22 protein-coding genes and 1 pseudogene are annotated in these 18,800 nt (G+C 42.4%); 16 read left to right on the forward strand and 7 right to left on the reverse strand.

The genetic code is table 11. The annotated features are described in order from the left end of the window. Positions 1 to 19: 19 nt before the first annotated feature. From KDW03_RS00565 to KDW03_RS00580, 4 genes are all read right to left on the reverse strand, one after another. On the reverse strand, positions 20 to 172 hold the full coding sequence (locus KDW03_RS00565) for a hypothetical protein (protein WP_271435463.1): 153 nt from the start codon (positions 170 to 172) through the stop codon (positions 20 to 22). An 84-nt stretch (positions 173 to 256) separates the two neighbouring features. Further along, entirely contained in the window at positions 257 to 421 is a 165-nt protein-coding gene (locus KDW03_RS00570) for a hypothetical protein (protein WP_271435464.1), read from the reverse strand. Between the two features lie 187 nt (positions 422 to 608). Beyond that, entirely contained in the window at positions 609 to 824 is a 216-nt protein-coding gene (locus KDW03_RS00575; RefSeq protein ID WP_271435465.1) for a hypothetical protein, read from the reverse strand. 654 nt (positions 825 to 1,478) lie between these two features. Then, a complete protein-coding gene (locus KDW03_RS00580; RefSeq protein WP_271435466.1) occupies positions 1,479 to 1,634 on the reverse strand; it encodes a hypothetical protein in 156 nt (51 codons plus the stop codon). Positions 1,635 to 1,932: 298 nt separating this feature from the next. Between KDW03_RS00580 and KDW03_RS00585 the strand changes: the two genes are divergently transcribed. The 8 genes from KDW03_RS00585 to KDW03_RS00615 all read left to right on the forward strand — a co-directional run bounded on the left by KDW03_RS00585 (position 1,933) and on the right by KDW03_RS00615 (position 6,575). Continuing rightward, complete coding sequence (locus tag KDW03_RS00585) at positions 1,933 to 2,175, forward strand: helix-turn-helix domain-containing protein (RefSeq protein ID WP_271435467.1); 243 nt, start codon at positions 1,933 to 1,935, stop codon at positions 2,173 to 2,175. Then, on the forward strand, positions 2,166 to 2,642 hold the full coding sequence (locus KDW03_RS00590; RefSeq protein ID WP_271435468.1) for a hypothetical protein: 477 nt from the start codon (positions 2,166 to 2,168) through the stop codon (positions 2,640 to 2,642). The genes KDW03_RS00585 and KDW03_RS00590 overlap by 10 nt, the downstream gene beginning before the upstream one ends. A 13-nt stretch (positions 2,643 to 2,655) precedes the next feature. Beyond that, a complete protein-coding gene (locus tag KDW03_RS00595; RefSeq protein ID WP_271435469.1) occupies positions 2,656 to 2,784 on the forward strand; it encodes a hypothetical protein in 129 nt (42 codons plus the stop codon). Continuing rightward, positions 2,781 to 3,104: a hypothetical protein gene (locus KDW03_RS00600; protein ID WP_271434228.1), complete on the forward strand. Its 324-nt coding sequence runs from the start codon at positions 2,781 to 2,783 to the stop codon at positions 3,102 to 3,104. Before KDW03_RS00595 ends, KDW03_RS00600 begins: the two co-directional genes overlap by 4 nt. Positions 3,105 to 3,260: 156 nt before the next feature. Next, positions 3,261 to 4,592 carry a hypothetical protein gene (locus KDW03_RS00605; protein ID WP_271435470.1) on the forward strand — a complete coding sequence of 444 codons (1,332 nt, stop codon included), beginning with the start codon at positions 3,261 to 3,263 and terminating at the stop codon, positions 4,590 to 4,592. 39 nt (positions 4,593 to 4,631) lie between these two features. Continuing rightward, positions 4,632 to 5,534 (forward strand): FlgO family outer membrane protein, encoded by a 903-nt coding sequence (locus KDW03_RS00610; RefSeq protein WP_271435471.1) that lies wholly within the window; start codon positions 4,632 to 4,634, stop codon positions 5,532 to 5,534. Between the two features lie 19 nt (positions 5,535 to 5,553). Continuing rightward, positions 5,554 to 5,883, forward strand: a complete 330-nt coding sequence (locus KDW03_RS12275; RefSeq protein WP_408648319.1) for a double zinc ribbon domain-containing protein — start codon at positions 5,554 to 5,556, stop codon at positions 5,881 to 5,883. Between the two features lie 17 nt (positions 5,884 to 5,900). Then, positions 5,901 to 6,575, forward strand: a complete 675-nt coding sequence (locus KDW03_RS00615; protein ID WP_271435472.1) for a zinc ribbon domain-containing protein — start codon at positions 5,901 to 5,903, stop codon at positions 6,573 to 6,575. Positions 6,576 to 6,962: 387 nt separating this feature from the next. Here the strand turns inward: KDW03_RS00615 and KDW03_RS00620 are convergent, their stop codons facing one another. The 3 genes and pseudogenes from KDW03_RS00620 to KDW03_RS00630 form a co-directional block, all read right to left on the reverse strand. Then, the gene (locus KDW03_RS00620) at positions 6,963 to 7,196 is read right to left on the reverse strand and encodes a hypothetical protein (RefSeq protein ID WP_271435473.1); all 234 of its coding nucleotides are present in this window, start codon (positions 7,194 to 7,196) and stop codon (positions 6,963 to 6,965) included. A 947-nt stretch (positions 7,197 to 8,143) separates the two neighbouring features. Continuing rightward, positions 8,144 to 8,391, reverse strand: a pseudogene (locus KDW03_RS00625) (IS256 family transposase); the annotation flags it as partial. Then, positions 8,379 to 9,602, reverse strand: a complete 1,224-nt coding sequence (locus KDW03_RS00630) for an integrase catalytic domain-containing protein (protein WP_271436499.1) — start codon at positions 9,600 to 9,602, stop codon at positions 8,379 to 8,381. The gene KDW03_RS00630 and the pseudogene KDW03_RS00625, both read right to left, overlap by 13 nt. A 585-nt stretch (positions 9,603 to 10,187) precedes the next feature. Here KDW03_RS00630 and KDW03_RS00635 point away from each other — a divergent pair. From KDW03_RS00635 to KDW03_RS00670, 8 genes are all read left to right on the forward strand, one after another. After that, positions 10,188 to 11,294 (forward strand): glycosyltransferase family 4 protein, encoded by a 1,107-nt coding sequence (locus tag KDW03_RS00635; RefSeq protein WP_271435475.1) that lies wholly within the window; start codon positions 10,188 to 10,190, stop codon positions 11,292 to 11,294. A 102-nt stretch (positions 11,295 to 11,396) separates the two neighbouring features. After that, on the forward strand, positions 11,397 to 11,879 hold the full coding sequence (locus tag KDW03_RS00640; RefSeq protein WP_271435476.1) for a ribosome maturation factor RimP: 483 nt from the start codon (positions 11,397 to 11,399) through the stop codon (positions 11,877 to 11,879). A 4-nt stretch (positions 11,880 to 11,883) separates the two neighbouring features. After that, positions 11,884 to 13,260: a transcription termination/antitermination protein NusA gene (gene nusA, locus KDW03_RS00645; RefSeq protein ID WP_271435477.1), complete on the forward strand. Its 1,377-nt coding sequence runs from the start codon at positions 11,884 to 11,886 to the stop codon at positions 13,258 to 13,260. A gap of 22 nt (positions 13,261 to 13,282) precedes the next feature. Continuing rightward, positions 13,283 to 15,676 carry a translation initiation factor IF-2 gene (infB, locus tag KDW03_RS00650; protein ID WP_271435478.1) on the forward strand — a complete coding sequence of 798 codons (2,394 nt, stop codon included), beginning with the start codon at positions 13,283 to 13,285 and terminating at the stop codon, positions 15,674 to 15,676. Positions 15,677 to 15,688: 12 nt separating this feature from the next. Beyond that, positions 15,689 to 16,093, forward strand: a complete 405-nt coding sequence (gene rbfA / locus KDW03_RS00655) for a 30S ribosome-binding factor RbfA (protein ID WP_271435479.1) — start codon at positions 15,689 to 15,691, stop codon at positions 16,091 to 16,093. After that, on the forward strand, positions 16,077 to 17,066 hold the full coding sequence (locus KDW03_RS00660; protein WP_271435480.1) for a DHH family phosphoesterase: 990 nt from the start codon (positions 16,077 to 16,079) through the stop codon (positions 17,064 to 17,066). Before rbfA ends, KDW03_RS00660 begins: the two co-directional genes overlap by 17 nt. 94 nt (positions 17,067 to 17,160) lie before the next feature. Further along, a complete protein-coding gene (locus KDW03_RS00665; protein WP_271435481.1) occupies positions 17,161 to 18,279 on the forward strand; it encodes a DUF4912 domain-containing protein in 1,119 nt (372 codons plus the stop codon). A 31-nt stretch (positions 18,280 to 18,310) separates the two neighbouring features. Then, positions 18,311 to 18,799, forward strand: coding sequence for a YfcE family phosphodiesterase (locus KDW03_RS00670; protein WP_271435482.1), 489 nt, complete (start codon positions 18,311 to 18,313; stop codon positions 18,797 to 18,799). Position 18,800: the final 1 nt, after the last annotated feature.

The raw sequence follows: 18,800 nt of genomic DNA on the forward strand, positions 1-18,800 counted from the left end.
CTCATGTTTCAAAAGTCGGTCAATACTTGGGCACCTGGCGCAAGTTTTCTATAGCCTGTGGAGAACCGTGGAGATGTCCGTTTGCTAAGAGATTATCTAAAACTTCATTGAGAATCGGCTTTAAGCGTTTGCCACACATGTAGTTTTCAATTTCCCAGACCTGTTTTAGCATTTTAGTTCCTCTTCGCCGAATTTTTCTTTCTGCCAGGTCTTTTTTGCCCTTCTTGGCTATGTCGGCTAAGGTAATTTTTCTTGCCTACATAGATGGTTTTCCGTGCTGCCTCAAGAGCCTGGCGGCATAGTTTCGATTTTTTAGGCCTGTTATCCTCACAAAATAATCCAGTATCTCCATTTTTTCCTTTTTGCTGGCTTTTTGATATTGTTTTGCCGTTTCCCTGTAAATAGGTCTCCTTTCAAACATCGCTAACTCCACCTTGTACCTCCAGTTCTTTGAACTGGATTATTTTATACACAGATTTGGAGTACTTTTTTATTTTGAAGCAACGTTCCCTTTTCGAGTACTTTTATTATGAAGCAATTCGAATACCCCGTTGCGTCAAATAAAAAAGTACTCGAAATTCGAATCATTGCCTCATAAAAAAAAGTACTCAAAAATTCCATACAGTTTCCTCCAAATTTTTGTTTTTTACATTCTTTTTCTTTTGAAGGCTGAAAAGTTTTCTCTGGCAAGCCGTAATTTTTTGTCTTAGGTGAAACAAATCGAGAGCCTTATAAAGCCTTGTTAGGCGTTCCTTTTGTGCCTCACTTACATAAGAGCTTTCTAAAAGCCGTTGGTAGGGAGTTTTAATCATCATGGTCTTCAAGATAGCAGATTCTTCTTCTTCCTCGGTATCGTAGCGAAGTATCCAACATTCTGGCGGACTACGGAATAGTTTTTCTGCTCAACGTAGCAGTTATCATTGGAACGGGAGCCCCTTGTAAATTTTATCTGGTTCTTCTCACACCAATCGCGTAGAGGATGATTAATAAATTCAGCACCGTATCAGAATCAATTCCCCGTAACTCAAAAGGAAGTCTTCTTTGGACTTTTTTCTATGGCTTCTCTTACCCATTTTGAAGCCTTGTTTTGATTGCCACAAGCTCTGTCCAACCGCTCCAAACATCCACCATATTTAATGTTTGAGCAAAATCTCCCGGCTATTTCCTCCCTCATGGGCAACCAGATCAATCTCCATAAAACCAGGGCAATTTTCATCCCACTCTGCCCACGTGCGTATAGCTATTTGTTGCTTTAATAGTGCGTTCCAGGTTTTGTGCCTTTTTTATCTCAAGCTTTTACGCTCATGTTTCAAAAGTCGGTCAATACTTGAAGCACTTATATGGCGCAAGTTCTCTATAGCCTGTGGAGAACCGTGGAGATGTCCGTTTGCTAAGAGATTATCTAAAACTTCATTGAGAATCGGCTTTTAAGCTTGCCACACATGTAGTTTTCAATTTCCCAGACCTTTTTAGAAGTTTTAGTTCCTCTTCGCCGAATTTTTTCTTCTGCCAGGTCTTTTGTCTTCTTGGCTATGTCGGCTTTTAAGGTAATTTTTCTTGCCTACATAGATGGCCTGTGTTGCTGCCTCAAGAGCCTGGCGGCATAGTTTCGGTTTTAAACCTGTTATCCTCACAAAGTAATCCAGTATCTCCTTTTTCTCCTTTTTGCTGGCTTTTGATATTGTTTTGTTGCCCTGTAAATAGGTCTCCTTTCAAACATCGCTAACTCCACCTTTTACCTCCAGTTCTTTGAACTGGATTATTTTACACAAATTTAAAGTACTTTTTTATTTTGAAGCAACGTTCCCTTTTCGAGTACTTTTATTATGAAGCAATTCGAATACTGTCGAAAACAATTTAAAATGTCACACTTTGTGCAAATAGAAATGTCACCTTTTAAAATACTGCAACTAAAAAAACGAGAGGTTGCAGATGAGAGAGGTGATAACGATGACACTTAAAGCACAGAAGAGGGCAAAAATACTGGAGATGGTAAAGAACAAGAAAATCAAGCAGAAAGATGCTGCAATAATACTGGGGATTTGCAGAAGGCAACTTATTCGAATTTTTAAAGAATATTTATCAAAGGGTGATGAAGCCCTCAATCACAAATTAATAGGCAAACCAGCAAACACAGAATTAGCAGTGATATCAAAGAGAAAATTATGCAGATAGTACGGAATAATTATAAAGGTTTTAAGCCGACATTTATAGCTGAAAAGCTTTATGAGGAACATCATATAAAAATAGGAGCATCAACGCTTCGTTTATGGATGATGGAAACAGGATTGTGGAAGAAAATAAGAAAAACTGCGAAACACCGTACCAGAAGGCCGAGAAAAGAGCATTTTGGAGAAATGATTCAAATGGACGGCAGCATTCACGACTGGTTTGGGACAGGCAAAGAAGTCTGTCTGATGAATATGGTGGATGATGCTACAGGCACATCTTACGGTCTTTTCGACACAGGAGAAACGACACAAGTAGCGCTGCAATGTTTGTTTGACTGGATAATGAAATACGGTATTCCTTATTCGATCTATTGTGATTATAAAAGCCTGTTCTATACGAAACGGGAAGCGACCATAGAAGAACAGCTTGCAGGGAATTGCTCTAACAAAGTTTGGAGAGGTCTGCCATAGGCTGGGGATAGAAATGATATATGCCCATAGTCCCCAGGCAAAAGGATCGCGTAGAGAGATGGAATGGGATCCATCAGGACAGGTTAATAGCAGAAATGAAACTAAAAACATAAAGGATATTGACAGTGCCAATCGTTTTTGAAAGAATATTACTGGGAAAAGAATAACCGAAAATTTAGTAAAAAACCTCTGTCGGATGAAGATTTTCATATTGCATTAATGCCTGATCAGGACTTAAGGAACTATGTTTGTTATACGGCCGAGTGCAAAGTCTATAGAGATTATACAATAAAGTTTTCTAAAAGAATATACCAGATTGAAAAGAAACAACCTATAGCCATAAAACCCGGGGACAATGTTATCTTAAAAACCTGGCTTGATGGAAGTATACATATTTTTAAGAAAAATATCGAATTGAACTTTTTTGAAATAGATGATTATGGTCGTAGAGTTTCGGCATAAAAAAGTGACATTTCTATTTCAATAAAAAGGTGACATTTTAATTTATTTGACAGATGAAGCAATTCGAATACTTGCATTTTTTTTCTTTTTTCTTTACACTCATAGGGTGAGAAAAATTCGGCAAAAATATCAAATCTAGAGGGGAGGGAAAACTCTGTGAGTAAAGAAGATAACCCACCCCCTATCATGGAGTGTTCATGTAGTTACTCTCTTGTCGATGAAACCGGAACCATCCTGGAAAAAGGAGAGTCCATTGTCCGGCTGGAAGAAGAAAACTTTTCTATCCTTCCAAAGAAGTGTGGTGATCCCCTTTTTATCTCTTTCAGAGATACGGTGGAGGTTTTTTCGGAATCCTATAAAGTTTCTCTCCTTTTGACTTCAAAAGAAAAGCTCACTCTCTCGGACCTCGGCTATAAATACGAAGATTTCGTTCGTGTTTTTTTACGACTGCGCAATGAACTCATTCTCAAAGACCTCCTTATGCACGAGACGCTAAGAAAATCAGGTGTCAAAGCAGAAGTCACCTGTGGAAAAGAAAACGAAAAAGACGAAAAAGACAAAGGAACATGTGAACTTCGTCTCTATGAAACCGCTCTTGTGGTAATTCCTGATGATGGGGAACTGACACGGATACCGTATAGCGAGATCACCGAAATTCAAGACCAGGATCATGTCCTTACCTTTCTCACCGATCGAAGAGAAAGATGGACGTTTTCGAAAATGGGATACGATTTTGATCCTTTTGTCAATACTTTCTCAGATCTCATGAATGAACTTTCTCTCAAAGTACAGTCATCCCTCAAAGAACTTTTACCTCAAATCAATCCTTCTATCATACGAAGAGTAGCTCGATTTATGAAAGAAGGAAAAGCAGCACGAAGAAAAGACATAGAAACTGTTTCACCAGAACTCTGGAAGGAGCTCGAAAAAAAACTCGCGGTAAGCGGAATCAAAGAAGAATACGATTTTTTACAATCCCTTGCTCAAAAAGACAAGATGTGTATTGGTTTAAAACGGGGCCTTTTGGGCGATCTTACAGGAGAATACATCTGGTTTTTAATCCCCATCTACAGTACCAATCCGGACGAGCCGGGAAATGCTATGGCCATGGAGGCTATTTCTGACAAAGGGAGTGGAAGAGCAACCTACTTTTTTAGAATAGTCAAAAGAATGGAGTACAAAAATATTTCCAGCATTGAAACCCTTCATAGCAAGGTAGATGAGTTGATTGAAGACATGAATCGCTGTATGCTGGCGATAAATTTTCGCAGAGAGCCGATTTACCTGCCCTCTGAAAAACTTGAAGAACCCCAATACCAAAAGTACAAATTTGCTATAGCCAAGATCTCCGAACTCCAAAAGTTACGAGAACTCTTTATTGGAAGGGTCATCCATTCCTCATCAGATCAATGGAAAAGAGATGTCCTAGCGCTACTAAAGTTCAATATAGAAAGCCTGGAAGATACTGCAAAATGGAAGGCGGAGTAAGGTTTTCCTCATGAAAAGGGAGGTTATAAGGAGGGAAAGATGAAACAGAAAAGGTTTCTAGGTCTTTTATTCATTGTGCTAGCTCTCACAGGAAGTTGTTCTTTTGTGAAAAGACAGCCCCCCCGCAGGGAGCAAATTCTTCAACCCCTACCCCTTGATCTCGCCGTAAAAACCCTAGTGAATCAGATTTTACATGATACCCAAAAAGAAGAAAACAAAAAGTTAGCTGTCCTTGATTTCTTCGATATTGAGGGAAAAGCTACCCCCCTGGGGAGTTATCTCGCAGAAACCATAACCACCAAAGTATTCCAAACGAAAAAATTTGAAATCATTGAAAGAAGAATGCTCTCGAAATTAATAGAGGAACAAAAGCTCTCTTTGATCGGATTTATCGATCCAGAAACAGCTCAAAATATAGGAAAACTCATTGGGGCAAGCGCGATCATAACCGGAACGGTCTCCGATCTTGGGGATTTTATAAGGGTAAACGCACGGCTTATCTCTACAGAAAAAGGAACTATTCTCGGGGCTGCAAGTATTGACATAATAAAAGACAATACCATCAAAAAATTGTTGTCAAAAGAAACTCCCATCCCGCCACAAGAGACTACCAGAAAAGAAGCTCAAGAGGAAACAAACATCTCCCTAGCAAAGATTGTCGTCTATGTAGGCGATGTTCCCCCAGGAGAATCGGGCCGAAGTGCCAGCGGAACAGAAATCAATGTGGGAGGGAGTATTATCCTCACGGCGCAGGGAAGAGACGGGAGAGGAAATTGGGTGCCAGTGAATCCAACCTGGCAACCTACCAAGCCAAATATCATAGAAATAACTCCCACCACCGGTCCTCGAGTAAGAGTGAAAGGTTTGGCTCCGGGTACCGTTGACATTATTGTGGAATTTGCAGGCGTGAAACATACGGTAGAATTGATTTTTGTAAGATAAAAAGATCAAGGGGAAACATATGCCAGGATACTCCCATCCCTGCCGCTATTGTGGAAAACTTGTTCCTCCAGAGGCACGAGTGTGTCCGTTTTGTGGAAAGATCAATCCCGTGGGTCCACTACGGTGCCCCAGATGCAGGAGTCCCATCCGTCCAGACTATATCGTTTGTAGTAGCTGCGGCCTCTCGCTAAGGATTGCGTGTCCGGCTTGTGGTGAAGAAACCTTCTTTGGTGATTACTGTGAGAAATGTGGAAAACGTTTAGTCGTTATCTGTCCCAATCCAAAATGCAAAACAGAGCAACCGCCTATTGGGGACAAGTGTATAAAGTGTGGAAAACCTTTAAAATAGAAAAAAGGAGGTGAAGTATGGAACAGGGGAAACTCATTGGTTTTACGGATAATTTTGCCGATAACAGTACGGAAGCAGGCTTTCAGTTTACTTTTTATTGTGACATCTGCCGGGAGGGTTACAAAACCGGCTTTATTGAAGCAAAGTCTTACAAGAAGAGAAAATTCCTCCAGGGGCTGGGAGGAATAGTGAGCGCCGTTACTCAAATTGCTGGTCAGTATGGGGTTGGGTACGGTGTGGAAAAAGCTACTGATGTCATAACTGAACGATTTCGTGGCATGTCTCCAGAATGGCATAAAGAGCATGAAGCAGCCTTTGAAATAGCTCAAAATGAGGCAAAAAATCATTTTCACCGCTGTCCCAAATGTACCAAATGGGTATGTGAAAACGACTGGAATGAACAGGAGGGCCTCTGTACCTTATGTGCGCCGCGGGTCAATGTGGAAGTTGCCGCAGCCAAAGCACAAAAGGCTGTCCAGGATATTCGAGAAAAGGCCGCATCCACCCAGATCTTTACCGGTGAGATTGAGAGCAAGCAAACTATCTGCCCGAATTGTGGAAAACCGGCCGGTGAAGGGAAGTTTTGTAGTAATTGTGGAGCACCTCTTGACTTGATAAAATGCCCGAAATGTGGGGCGAAAAACAACGCCTCAGCACGATTTTGCGGGGAATGTGGGACCAGACTCAGCTAAAAAAGTGGGAAAAATTCCCACTTATGGACCCAGCGCTTTTGAGAAAATCTCTCACTCCTGTCTTTATGAAATTTTCAAAAAATGAAGAAGCTTTCCCTTGTGGTTTTTGGAAGACCCACGACGGGCTTGTAAAGTGTATATAATCACCAGCATCTTCCCTGGCAGTGAAAAAATCTTCTTTTCCTTTTCCTCTTTTTTCTTTAACCGCCCATGGAAGCACGGTTTTTTTATACCTAAGCTTGCCACCCCCTTTCATATAACGTTTCCAAAGATATGAGAGGGCTCGCCGAGTGTACTCACGAAGTCAAAATATCCCCCTCGCCTAACAAGGTACTTTAGGGGAGTCATATTTCGTGTTGTGCGATGGAGGACGCAGATGTTAACTCATTATAACCAATTATTTTCTCTCCCGATCTCTTCAAGTGTTTTAATTGAATTTGGTAATAAATTATCTGGTACTTTTCCATATTTTTGTTTACATTGAAATCTTTTACACTTATTTCTACCTTCTAATCCTGCTTCACAGTAGAGTTGTTTGTAAGCGTTTGTTGTGAAAGTTCTATCTTTAAGGATTCCGGTAAATATTGGACACTTAGCAACATTGGGACAAATATCACTCATAGCTTTCCTCCTCAAATAATAATTTTCCTACGTTTATAGTTCTGTGTTGTCTTTTTCGCACAACTCCTTCATAGGCGACAGTATCGCTTTTTGTCCTATTTTGTTGTCATAGGCGACATTGTCGTCTATACCTATAGAGTTTTTAAAGTGGAGCCTCCTCATAGGGTATATCTCTCTTTTCTCCCCCAGGGGCATACTTGAGAATCAAAGTCCTGGTTTGAGAAAGGGGAAGAGGAAAGGAAGGGGGAGTGAGCTTGATGCTGTTACCTTGTTGCAGTGAGGGAGAAGAGGATGTAAGTTTTAGCTATTACTTTGTCGCAGGAAAAGAGAACTGCTCTTACCTTATCGCAGCAAAAATGTGAGAGAAAAACACTGTGATAAGGAAAGAGCATGGGTTTTAGAGTTTTCTTTTCCCTTCAAAAGTATCTCCGCAATGGTAGTGGGGACCTTGTTCTTACCCTGTTTCATTTTTTTATTGTGCTCAGGGACGGCTCTTTCCCTCCAACAAGGGAAAAACAAGGATTTTTCCCTGCAATAAGGTAACATCTTTCATTTTGCATCCTCTCTGCAAAATGGTAAGAACAGAAATTTTTTCCCTGCAAAAAGGTAATAGCTATTAAAACTTCCTTCTCACTGCAACAAGGAAACAGCCTTCAGGTCCCCACCTTACCTGCAAAATGGTAATAGCCGGAGTTTTTGTACTGCAACAAGGTAATAGCAAGTTTTCTCACTGCGATAAGGTAATAGCTTTTATTCCCATGCTCCCTACGAGATTGTCTCAAGAAAATGGTGTCTGGTCATACGACAACCTCGCTATGAATATTTTCTGTTGGGTATGAGTGTTCCTCAGAGGAGAGCTGAAAAAGTACTCCCAATTCTTTAACTTTTTTTCAAGAACTTCTCGTTTTGGTTCTTAATAACATGTAAAGATATTTCTCCGGGGAAGGATAGAGTAAAAGGGGACTTTTAAATCCATTATTCCTTGTTCTTGGCACACGTATAGCTGTAAGTTCGCCAAACGCTGTCTGGAATCCCTTTCGTAGAAGCCGTTACCTTTTGTGAAAGGATTGTTCTCCAGGTAAATCTCCCTTTCCTCTTTTAACATCCTCTCGAGTACTTCCCCCGTTGCGTCAAATAAAAAAGTACTCGAAATTCGAATCATTGCCTCATAAAAAAAAGTACTCAAAAATTCCATACAGTTTCCTCCAAATTTTTGTTTTTTACATTCTTTTTCTTTTGAAGGCTGAAAAGTTTTCTCTGGCAAGCTGTAATTTTTTGTCTTAGGTGAAACAAATCGAGAGCCTTATAAAGCCTTGTTAGGCGTTCCTTTTGTGCCTCACTTACATAAGAGCTTTCTAAAAGCCGCTGGTAGGGAGTTTTAATATCATCATGCTTCTTTTGCACCTTGCTTCCGATTCTCTTTTTCTCTGTCATTTTCATAACCGGTTGAAAAAAGTTGGTATACAGTCGAAGATAGGCATAGAGTTGGTTCAAGTAGTAGACTTCTTCCTCGGTATCGTAGCGGAAGTATCCAACATTCTGGCGGACTATGGAATAGTTTTTCTGCTCAACGTAGCAGTTATCATTGGAACGGGAGCTTCTCCCCTTGTAAATTTTATCTGGTGCTTCACACCAATCGCGTAGAGGATGATTAATAAATTCAGCACCGGTATCAGAATCAATTCCCCGTAACTCAAAAGGAAGTCTTCTTTGGACTTTTTCTATGGCTTCTCTTACCCATTTTGAAGCTTTGTTTTTGATTGCCACAAGCTCTGTCCAACCGCTCCAAACATCCACCATATTTAATGTTTGAGCAAAATCTCCCCGGCTATTTCCTCCCTCATGGGCTACCAGATCAATCTCCATGAACCCAGGGCAATTTTCATCCCACTCTGCCCACGTGCGTATAGCTATTTGTTGCTTTAATAGCGTTCCAGGTTTTGTGCCTTTTCGTCCTTTTATCTCAAGCTTTTTACGCTCATGTTTCAAAAGTCGGTCAATACTTGAAGCACTTATATGGCGCAAGTTTTCTATAGCCTGTGGAGAACCGTGGAGATGTCCGTTTGCTAAGAGATTATCTAAAACTTTATTTAAAATTGGCTTTAAACGTTTGCCACACATGTAGTTTTCAATTTCCCAGACCTTTTTTAGAAGTTTTAGTTCCTCTTCGCCGAATTTTTTCTTTCTGCCAGGTCTTTTGCCCTTTTTGGCTATGTCGGCTTTAAGGTAATTTTTCTTGCCTAAATATATGGTTTTTCCGTGCTGCCTCAAGAGTCTGGCGGCATAGTTTCGGTTTTTTAAACCTGTTATCCTCACAAAATAATCCAGTATCTCCATTTTTTCCTTTTTGCTGGCTTTTTGATATTGTTTTGCCGTTTCCCTGTAAATAGGTCTCCTTTCAAACATCGCCACCCCAATTCCGGTTGGCGAGCTTGTCGAGCCACGGTTGGCGAGCTTGTCGAGCCACGGTTGGCGAGCTTGTCGAGCCATGAACTGGATTATTTTACACAAATTTAAAGTACTTTTTTATTTTGCAATAGCGTTCCCTTTTCGAGTACTTTTATTATGAAGCAATTCGAAAAGTAGACTTTTTTCTCTTCCTCCTCTATACTATTCAAGCTGGGAAGTTGATTGGAGGATGGTAAATGCCCGACAAACTTATCTTCACAAAACTTTTATGATAAGCTTAACCATGGAAAAAAGACAAACATACACAACGATCATAATGGATCCCAAAAGGAAAGATAACGCCCCTCTGAACCACTTCTCCCACGTATTTCTGAAAAAAACATCCCCACAAAAAACATTCAGGCTCTCTCAAACTCAAGGAAATAAACAGGCATGAATCATATGGCTCCTTTGGACGAAAGGAATATTCTCCAGAAACAGGGAGAAAGTTCATGAAAAGAATCCATCTCAAAGTAGTGGCAACTCATGGAATCTTTTTTTAAAAAAAGCTACAGTTACTTTAGACGCAAGGAGGAGAATCCCATGAAAAGAATCGTCATTGACGCCCGAATGATCCAGATGTCGGGGATAGGACGGTACATCCGTTCCGTCCTCCCTGCTGTCATGAATCTTTCAGACGTTGAAATCATCCTCATGGGCAATCCCCATGAGCTTTTACCCTATACAGAAAACATCATCCCCCTTCGCAGCAGAATCTACCATCCTCGAGAACAGGGAGAACTTGCCCGTAAAATTCCTCCCTGTGACCTTTTCTGGAGCCCACACTTTAATGTCCCCATCACCAAAATCAAAGCAAAAAAAAGACTCGTCACCATTCATGACGTGTTTCATATCACCAGCATAGCCCCTTACAACTGGCTTGAGAAAACCTATGCCCGTTATCTTATTCAACAAGCCATCAAGCTCTCCGATGCGGTTATCGTGGTATCAGAGTTTACCAGGGATGAGATAGACTTCTACCTCCACCCTTCCCCCAAGGATAAAGCCAAGTTTCATACCATCTACCACTTCGTAGAAATGCCCCAGGACCTCGTCTCACCTGAGGAGCGCAAAGATATCCTCTCCCGTTATGGTATCCGCCCCCCCTTCATCCTCTATGTAGGAAACATCAAACCCCACAAGAATATCGAAGGACTCATCCGTGCTTTTGCTATTGTAAGCCGTCTTCACAAAGAACTTTCCCTTGTTGTTGTTGGAAACAAAGACAACTTCTACAAAGGACTCCCCGAACTTGAGAAAATCATCACAGAACACCACACCTCTGATCGTATTCTCTTCACAGGAAGCGTCAAAGACAGAGAGCTTGTCACTTTTTATCAAGAGGCGATAGCGTTAGTGCTTCCTTCTTTTTATGAAGGCTTCGGTCTTCCCCCTCTGGAGGCTATGAGTGTTGGTTGTCCTGTTATTGTGTCTTACATTCCCGTTTTTTGGGAAATTTTGGAAAACAGTGCCTACTATGTCAATCCCTACTCTTACGAAGACATCGCCCAAAAAATCTACACCATGGTATGTGACAATGAACTCCAGGAAACCTACAGACAACGTGGAAAAGAACGTGCCGCCCTCTTTACAAAAGACAAAACCATATCCGAACATCTCTCACTCATTAACAGCCTTTTCATGGGATAAATAAGACAAAAATTTGACTTTTTCTTTTGTCTCCTTTATACTGTATAAGCTAATGAAGATGGAGTCGGTGGTCCGACTCCTTTTTTGTTACTGAGGAAAAAGATGAGAGAAAAAGAGCTTGAAATCGTTCAAAATACCGTAGAAACCCTGGGATTTATCCTGGTTGAGAGCTTTTTTCAAGGTGGACGTAGACCTTCTTCGCTTACCGTTGTTATCCACAATCCAGGCGGAGAGGTCACAAGCCAGGACTGTGAACGCGTTTCGCAGGTTATAGCCCAGAGACTTGCTGTTGAGGTAGGATTTGACCACGAATATGCCCTCGTGGTAGAATCTCCCGGTGTTGAACGTAAGCTTAAAAATATCCGTGAGGTGGAAATATTTCGAGACAAAGTGATGCGTCTTGTCGTACGAAATTTCCAGGAATACGGTTTACCAGACTCAGTGGTAGTAACCAAAATCGATCGGATTGAAGAGAACTCTCTTGTGTTTACCTTCAATGGGAAAACCTACACTATTCCCTGGGAGAGACTCAGCCAAGTAAAACTCCATTTTGATATAAAAGAGTATTTAAAGGAGGAGGGATAATCTCATGGCTCTTCTTGATTACCTGGCAGATTTTGCCAAAGAAAACAAAATCTCCCGTGAACTTGGGGAGAAAATTCTCGCCGAGGCGTTTCTTGTTCTCTACCGCAGAAAGTTTGGCAAAGATTATAAAAATCTCGAAATCCATATAGATCGGAAACTTCAACTCTTTCAGATAAAACAGGTTGTGGAAGAAGTAACTGATCCCGTGACACAAATTACCGCAGAAGAAGGACTCAAATACACCCGAAAAAAAAGCCTCAAAGTTGGAGACGAAGTCCATGTTCCTCTCTCGATGGAGGAGTTTGCTGATAGACAGGGAATCTCTATCCTGAAACAAAGTATCAAACAAAAACTTACAGAGGTACAAAGAGACTGGATTTACAATGAATTTATAGCAAGACAGGGTACCCTGGTCAACGCAAAAATCAAATCCAGAACAGACAAACCTATTCCCGGTTATCTTGCTCTGCTTGAATGGCGAGATGCCGAAGCGTTTCTTCCTCTCACGGAAACTATTCCCGAAGAAGAGATCCATCCCGGGACAACCGTCAAAGCTATTCTCCTCAAAGTCAATCCCTCTTCCACTTCTTTTTCAGAGCCCCAGCTTATCCTCTCTCGTGCCTGCAAAGAGATGGTAGTGGAACTCCTCAAACTCAATATTCCCGAGTTAATGGATGGAACCTTTAGCATCAAAGCCATAGCCCGAAAACCCGGAGAGGTAACCAAAGTGGTTATCCAGTCTACTGATGAATCGCTCGATCCTGCCAGTGTCACCATTGGAAAACAGGGCGTACGTATCAAGCCCATCCGTGCTGAAATCAACGATGAGCGGATCGAAATCATACGATATTCCGATGATCCCAAGGAACTCATCAAAAATGCCGTTGTGCAAAGTCGGGTACTCCGAAACCGTACAGCGGAAGTCTACCATGTGGAGATCAATACCGCAGAAAAACTTTCTCGCGTTGTCGTTCCTAACGAATTTGTCGCTCCTCTCATCGGAAAGAAAGGCAGTCACCAACATCTCCTGGAAGAAGTCATAGGATACAGAATAAGCTTCATACCTCAAAGTGAATTCCAGGAAGAACTTGCAGAGAAACAAAAAGAAGTCGATAAGATCCTTGGTCTCACAGAAGTAGAAGAAGCAGAGGTCGAACTGGTTGAAGAGGAAAGCATTCCTCTTGAAATGCTCCCCTTCAGTCGGGACCAGATCAAAATCCTTCACAAAGCCGGCTTTAAAGACGTCGCAGAGATTATCGAACAGTGTTATTCTATTGAACGCCTTTCAGAAGTCTGCAATATTTCCCTGGACGAAGCTGTAGCCATCTGGCAGGTGATAAAAGACAACATCACCATAGAAGACGAGATCGTTGAAGAATAGGTGGGCAACGAGGAGGAAAGGTATGTCCGAAGAGAAAAAGAAAATCGTGATCAAGAAGAAAATTAAACTCAAGACACCTCAGGAAGAAAAACCTGAAGCAAAATCACCAAGCGCTCAGGAGAAAACTCCTGCTGAGAAGCCAGCTCTTACGAGACAACCTTCCCAATCTTCTCAACAAAAGAGTGCTCCGCAAAAAGAACCATCTCAACACAGAGAAGCTCCTCAGAAAGAAAAAGAACGAAGCAGCAGCCACCCCTCTCAAGGTACATCGTCCTCTTCCCGTCAGGCTCCACGACAACAACAAGATCGAAGAGATACACGTTCTCGAGATAATCAACAAACCTCTACCGGTAAACGCTTCACCTTTGACAAAAACCGCAGTTCCTCTCATAAACAGGATCGTTCGTCTTCTCGACCTCAAGGACGTGATTCCCAGCAAAGTAGCCAGGATCGAAGAGGACGTAGTTATGGAACCCCCCAACAACCTTTTGCCACAGGAAAAGATACCGAAAACAGAAGTAAAAGCCGCCTGGCAGATCAGAGGGCTCGAGCAATAGAACTCAAAGAACGAGAAAAAAGTAGAGACGAAAATGAAGAAATCTTTTTCTCCAAGATTCAAGACCCCAAGAAAAAAATCAAAAAAGAGTACGCTATCCCTGAAAGTATAGAGATAGGTGAAGTTATTACAGTTGCTGAACTTGCAAGAAAAATGAACCTCAAAGCTTCAGAAATTATCCAGAAGCTTATGGATCTGGGGGTAACCGCTACCATCAACGACAGTCTGGACTCAGATACCGCAACCCTTGTTGCTCAGGAATTTAACTGTCAGGTAACGGTACGCAGCCTCAAAAACGAGGTAGAAATCCATGAAACCGAAGATAGACCCGAAGATCTCAAACCCCGCATTCCAGTTGTTACCATTATGGGACACGTGGATCATGGAAAAACCAAGCTTCTTGATGCCATCCGTCATAGCAATGTAGCAGAACACGAAAGTGGTGGTATTACGCAGCATATAGGAGCCTACAAAGTAAAAACCCCTCGAGGAGAGATAACCTTCCTGGATACTCCGGGACATGAAGCGTTTACAGCAATGCGTGCAAGAGGAGCTCATGTCACAGACATTGTTGTTCTGGTGGTTTCCGCAGTGGAAGGTGTCATGCCTCAAACTATCGAAGCCCTCAATCATGCTAAAGCAGCTCAGGTGCCTATCATTGTTGCCGTGAACAAAATTGATCTTCCTGAGGCATCGATAGACAGGGTAAAACAACAACTCAGTGAACAGGGACTTCTCCCCGAAGAATGGGGGGGAGATACCATGTATATCCCCGTTTCCGCTCTCAAAAAGATAGGAATTGAAGAACTTCTCGAAGCTATTCTCCTCCAGGCAGAAATGATGGAACTCAAGGCTAACCCCAACAAACCTGGTGTGGGTTATGTTGTCGAATCCAAAATGGACATCGGTCGTGGTGCTGTTGCCACCGTCATTGTCAAAAACGGCTCGATCCGCATTGGAGACTACTTTGTCGTGGGAACAACGATGGGAAGAGTTCGAGGCATGTTTGATGATACCGGAGCCAAGGTCTCCGTAGCCTACCCATCCTATCCTGTAGAAATCATGGGTTTTGACGCAGTACCCGAAGCCGGAGACAAGTTCCATGTTGTAGAGAGTGAAGATTTTGCCAAAGAGATTGTCGCCAAACGTCTAGAACTCAAGCGAATCGAAGAAACAAACCGCATCAAAAAAATCCAGATGGAAAATGCCTTCCAAAGCCTCTCCATGGAAAATGTAAAAGAACTCAAAGTGATCATCAAAGCCGATGTTCAGGGTTCGGTTGAAGCTATTAAACATTCCTTGCTCAAGATTGAGAATCCCGAGGTCAAGATAAGCATCCTCCATGCGGCTGTAGGAGCTGTTCTAGAGAGTGATGTCATGCTCGCCGAGGTTTCAGCATCCCAGGAGGGTTCTGCAGCGATTATCCTTGCCTTTCGTGTTCGTGCCGACGCCATGGCAAAAGAAAGAGCTGAACAGCAGGGTGTGACCATTAAGCGTTTCAATATCATCTATGAAATCACCGACTATATTGAAGGACTTCTCAAGAACATGCAAACTGTCGAATACAAAGAAAATGTTATCGGAACCGCTGAAATTCGAGAAGTCTACAAGATCAAAGACGTCGGCAAAGTAGCAGGCTGTTATGTCACCCAGGGCTTTATCCGTCGCGCGGAAAATGTCCGCATCTATCGAGAGGGAGCTCTCGTCTGGTCTGGCAAAATCCTTGCCCTCAAACGCTTCAAAGACGATGTCAGTGAGGTACAGGAAGGATTTGAATGCGGAATGTCGTTCGTCAACTATGAAAACTTTAAAAAAGGTGATATTGTTGAGTGTTACACCAGAGAAGAGGTAAAGAAATAACAGGAGTGAGCTATGGCAACGCGACGCCGACTTGAACGCTTAAACAAAACCCTGATGAAAGAGATAGCCAATGTCATCATGACGGATATAAAAGACCCAAGACTCCTCAGCATGGTCTCTGTGATGGACGTTGAAATGAGTGAAGATATGCGTCATGCAAAAGTAGTTGTAAGTATTTACGGAGAAAGAAAATCTGACAACCATAAAACCTTTGAGGCTCTCGAATCCTCAGCTGGCTACATTTCCTCTGTAGTCAGTAAGGCCCTTCGCCTCCGTTATGCCCCCACCCTTCAGTTTGAATGGTCCCATGCCATGGCTATCGCTGACGAAATGGGGAAAAAGATAAAAGATGCCATGAACTCTATCCAGAAAGAAGGCCAATCTTCTCGTGAAGAGGATCATGAGAATGAAGAATAACAAATTCCCACTCTCTCTTCGCTGGAAACTCAACCGTATCATCCACAAATTTCAGCGATTCATGGTACTCACCCATGTGCGTCCTGACGGAGATGCCATAGGCAGTATTCTTGCCCTCACGCTTTACCTCAAAAAACACCGCAAAGAAGTCTGGACGGTGCTTGAAGACAATCTCGAAGAAAAATACCGATTCCTCTCCTGTGCTCAAAACACATACGTATACGATGAGAAGATCTCCGCTCCTCTCGTAGATGTCGTCTTTATCCTGGATAGTGGAGATATCTCCCGTATCGGCAAGGTCCAAAACTGGCTCTCATCCTCATTGATCATCAATATTGATCATCATAAGGACAACACCCACTTCGGTGATATAAACTGGGTAGATCCAGCTGCCTCCTGTGTCGGGGAAATGCTTTTTCGCTGGTTTGGCAAAGAGGCAAAAGGAGAAATGACCCAGGCCCTCTTTCTCTCTCTCGCAACGGATACTGGTTTTTTCCGGTTTTCTAATGCCTCGCCAGAGGTTTACCGAATGGCTGCCTTCCTTCTGGAAAAAGGGGCATCGCAAACTGCCATTTACGAAACCCTTTACCAAAACCGACCTTTTCAATTTCTCAGATTAGTAGAAAAACTCCTCTCCCACCTAGAACTCCACAATGAAGGAAAACTCGCTATAAGCTATATTACCGAAGAAGATATGAGACTCGCTGAATGCCACGATACAGAAGGACTTCTTGAATACCTTGCCATGATCAAAGGCGTAGAAATCTTCATCCTCATCAAAGAACGAGAAAAAGAACAGATTTCCATTAGTTTCCGTACCAAAACAAACTACGATGTCAGTATACTCGCAAAAGAATTTGGGGGTGGGGGACATACCAAAGCTGCCGGCTGTTCAGTGACAGGTGATCCTCTTCAATGGAAACAAACCATTCTTGAAAGTACTACCCGTTTCATGGAACGCTATAGCAATTAAATTTTTCTCCTCAAAATATATTTTCCTTTGTTTACTTGACACTAATTTTTTTTCACTATACAATAAAAGGGATAAAATATTCTAAGGAGGGTTTATGACGAAGACGGAACTTCAGAAAAAAACCAAAGCTGAACTTCTGGAACTTGCAAAAAAACAGGGAGTAAAAGTGGGGGCATCAGCCACAAAAGACGAGATTATTACACTTCTTATGGGGGAAAAAGCAAGCCAAACCGAAACTCCAAAGACAAAAAAATCCAAAAAAACCACGAATGCTCCAAAAATATCGGAAACCGTTGCTCAACCATCCCAGGAAACACTAGACCCTATCATGGCAGGAGAAAGCAAAAAATTTGAAATAGAAGATTATCGCCAGAAAAAAGCAGCAGTCACTTTAGATCTCAGCGATATCTACGAGATTCCCGAAAGCTACAACGAAAACCGTCTCACCCTCCTTGTCCAAGATCCTTATTGGATCCATGCTTATTGGGATTTGACCGAAGATACCAAAAACAAACTCCGTGCAGAGGGTCTCACACTTGCAATCCGTCTCTTCTATGGAGAAAAGCAAACTCTCGATATTGAAGTAAACATGAACGCAAAAAACTGGTACATCAATGTTCCCATGTCCAACACAACCTACCGGGGTGAATTGGGATACATCCAGCATGGGGTTTTTGTTTCCCTCACAGGTTCTAACCATATCACCGTTCCCAGAGACAAACCAGCAGAAAAGAAAACACCCACTCCTAAAGCAGGTGAAGAGGCTTCACCTTCTCTCCGTTCCGAGGAAACGGTGAAACTTGAGCGTCAGGAGAAACTCTTCGAGCGTTCGGGTGGGTATGTGATCCATAAGCTTGTTGGATCAGAGGTGGTCAGTGAGTGGATTTCCGCACCCTCGGGGCTCTCTTCTGGGCAGGTTTCATCAGGAAGCGGTGGCATGGCTGTTTCGCAACCTCCTCGCAAGCGAAAATTCTGGGCAGAGCTCCACACAGAACTTATTGTTTACGGTGCCACAGAACCTACGGCAAAAGTAACACTTGGTGGCGTTCCCATTCAACTCACACCCGAGGGGACATTCTCCATCAGGTTCTACCTCAAGGATGGTTCTCACTCTGTTCCGTTCGTCGCGACCTCCGAGGATGGTGTTGACACCATTGAGATTACACCTTTTGTGAACAAGTACACCACACGAGAAGAAAGAACCAATTTTTAAGCAAACAAAGGGGGCTAGGGAGGTGGGAAGTGTGACTCGTTTACTCGTTATAAGTGATTCCCATGGGAAGGTGGATCGTATCTATGATCTTGTGCGAAAGCACATTGGAGAATTTGATGTCCTCTTTCACCTCGGGGATAAGGCTTACGATATGCTTCCTTTCCTCGAAGATGGGTATTCAGTTGTCCTTATCAAAGGCAATATGGAAACTCTTGCCTCCGATGTGTCTCTCCCTGTGGATTGGGAACATCTCGCGGAGTATGATGGGGTTAAACTCCTCGCTACTCACGGACACCGATACAGTGTACACTCTACGCTCGTGTTTCTTAAAAAACACGCTCTTCATCTTGGTGTGAGTTTGGTCTTGTTCGGGCATACGCATGAACAGGCCTGTTTTAAAGAGGATGGTATAACCTACTTTAACCCTGGCGCCCTCCAGGATGGATACTATGGCATCGTCCATCTTGATAAAAGTGCTATTACAAAAACTGAACTCTTATTTCTCCCCGATAGGTGGTAAT

This window comes from Thermospira aquatica (genome assembly GCF_023525255.1).
Lineage (GTDB): Bacteria > Spirochaetota > Brevinematia > Brevinematales > Thermospiraceae > Thermospira > Thermospira aquatica.

Bases quoted from the DNA above. Each gene is read 5' to 3' on its own strand.
- KDW03_RS00660 (WP_271435480.1), top strand. From the start codon at position 16,077: ATGAGAATGAAGAATAACAAATTCCCACTCTCTCTTCGCTGGAAACTC.
- KDW03_RS12275 (WP_408648319.1), top strand. From the start codon at position 5,554: ATGCCAGGATACTCCCATCCCTGCCGCTATTGTGGAAAACTTGTTCCT.
- infB (WP_271435478.1), top strand. From the start codon at position 13,283: ATGTCCGAAGAGAAAAAGAAAATCGTGATCAAGAAGAAAATTAAACTC.
- KDW03_RS00585 (WP_271435467.1), top strand. From the start codon at position 1,933: ATGAGAGAGGTGATAACGATGACACTTAAAGCACAGAAGAGGGCAAAA.
- KDW03_RS00590 (WP_271435468.1), top strand. From the start codon at position 2,166: ATGCAGATAGTACGGAATAATTATAAAGGTTTTAAGCCGACATTTATA.
- KDW03_RS00630 (WP_271436499.1), bottom strand. From the start codon at position 9,602: ATGTTTGAAAGGAGACCTATTTACAGGGAAACGGCAAAACAATATCAA.
- KDW03_RS00635 (WP_271435475.1), top strand. From the start codon at position 10,188: ATGAAAAGAATCGTCATTGACGCCCGAATGATCCAGATGTCGGGGATA.
- KDW03_RS00640 (WP_271435476.1), top strand. From the start codon at position 11,397: ATGAGAGAAAAAGAGCTTGAAATCGTTCAAAATACCGTAGAAACCCTG.
- KDW03_RS00570 (WP_271435464.1), bottom strand. From the start codon at position 421: ATGTTTGAAAGGAGACCTATTTACAGGGAAACGGCAAAACAATATCAA.
- KDW03_RS00665 (WP_271435481.1), top strand. From the start codon at position 17,161: ATGACGAAGACGGAACTTCAGAAAAAAACCAAAGCTGAACTTCTGGAA.
- KDW03_RS00610 (WP_271435471.1), top strand. From the start codon at position 4,632: ATGAAACAGAAAAGGTTTCTAGGTCTTTTATTCATTGTGCTAGCTCTC.
- KDW03_RS00615 (WP_271435472.1), top strand. From the start codon at position 5,901: ATGGAACAGGGGAAACTCATTGGTTTTACGGATAATTTTGCCGATAAC.
- KDW03_RS00595 (WP_271435469.1), top strand. From the start codon at position 2,656: ATGATATATGCCCATAGTCCCCAGGCAAAAGGATCGCGTAGAGAGATG.
- rbfA (WP_271435479.1), top strand. From the start codon at position 15,689: ATGGCAACGCGACGCCGACTTGAACGCTTAAACAAAACCCTGATGAAA.
- KDW03_RS00620 (WP_271435473.1), bottom strand. From the start codon at position 7,196: ATGAGTGATATTTGTCCCAATGTTGCTAAGTGTCCAATATTTACCGGA.
- nusA (WP_271435477.1), top strand. From the start codon at position 11,884: ATGGCTCTTCTTGATTACCTGGCAGATTTTGCCAAAGAAAACAAAATC.
- KDW03_RS00565 (WP_271435463.1), bottom strand. From the start codon at position 172: ATGCTAAAACAGGTCTGGGAAATTGAAAACTACATGTGTGGCAAACGC.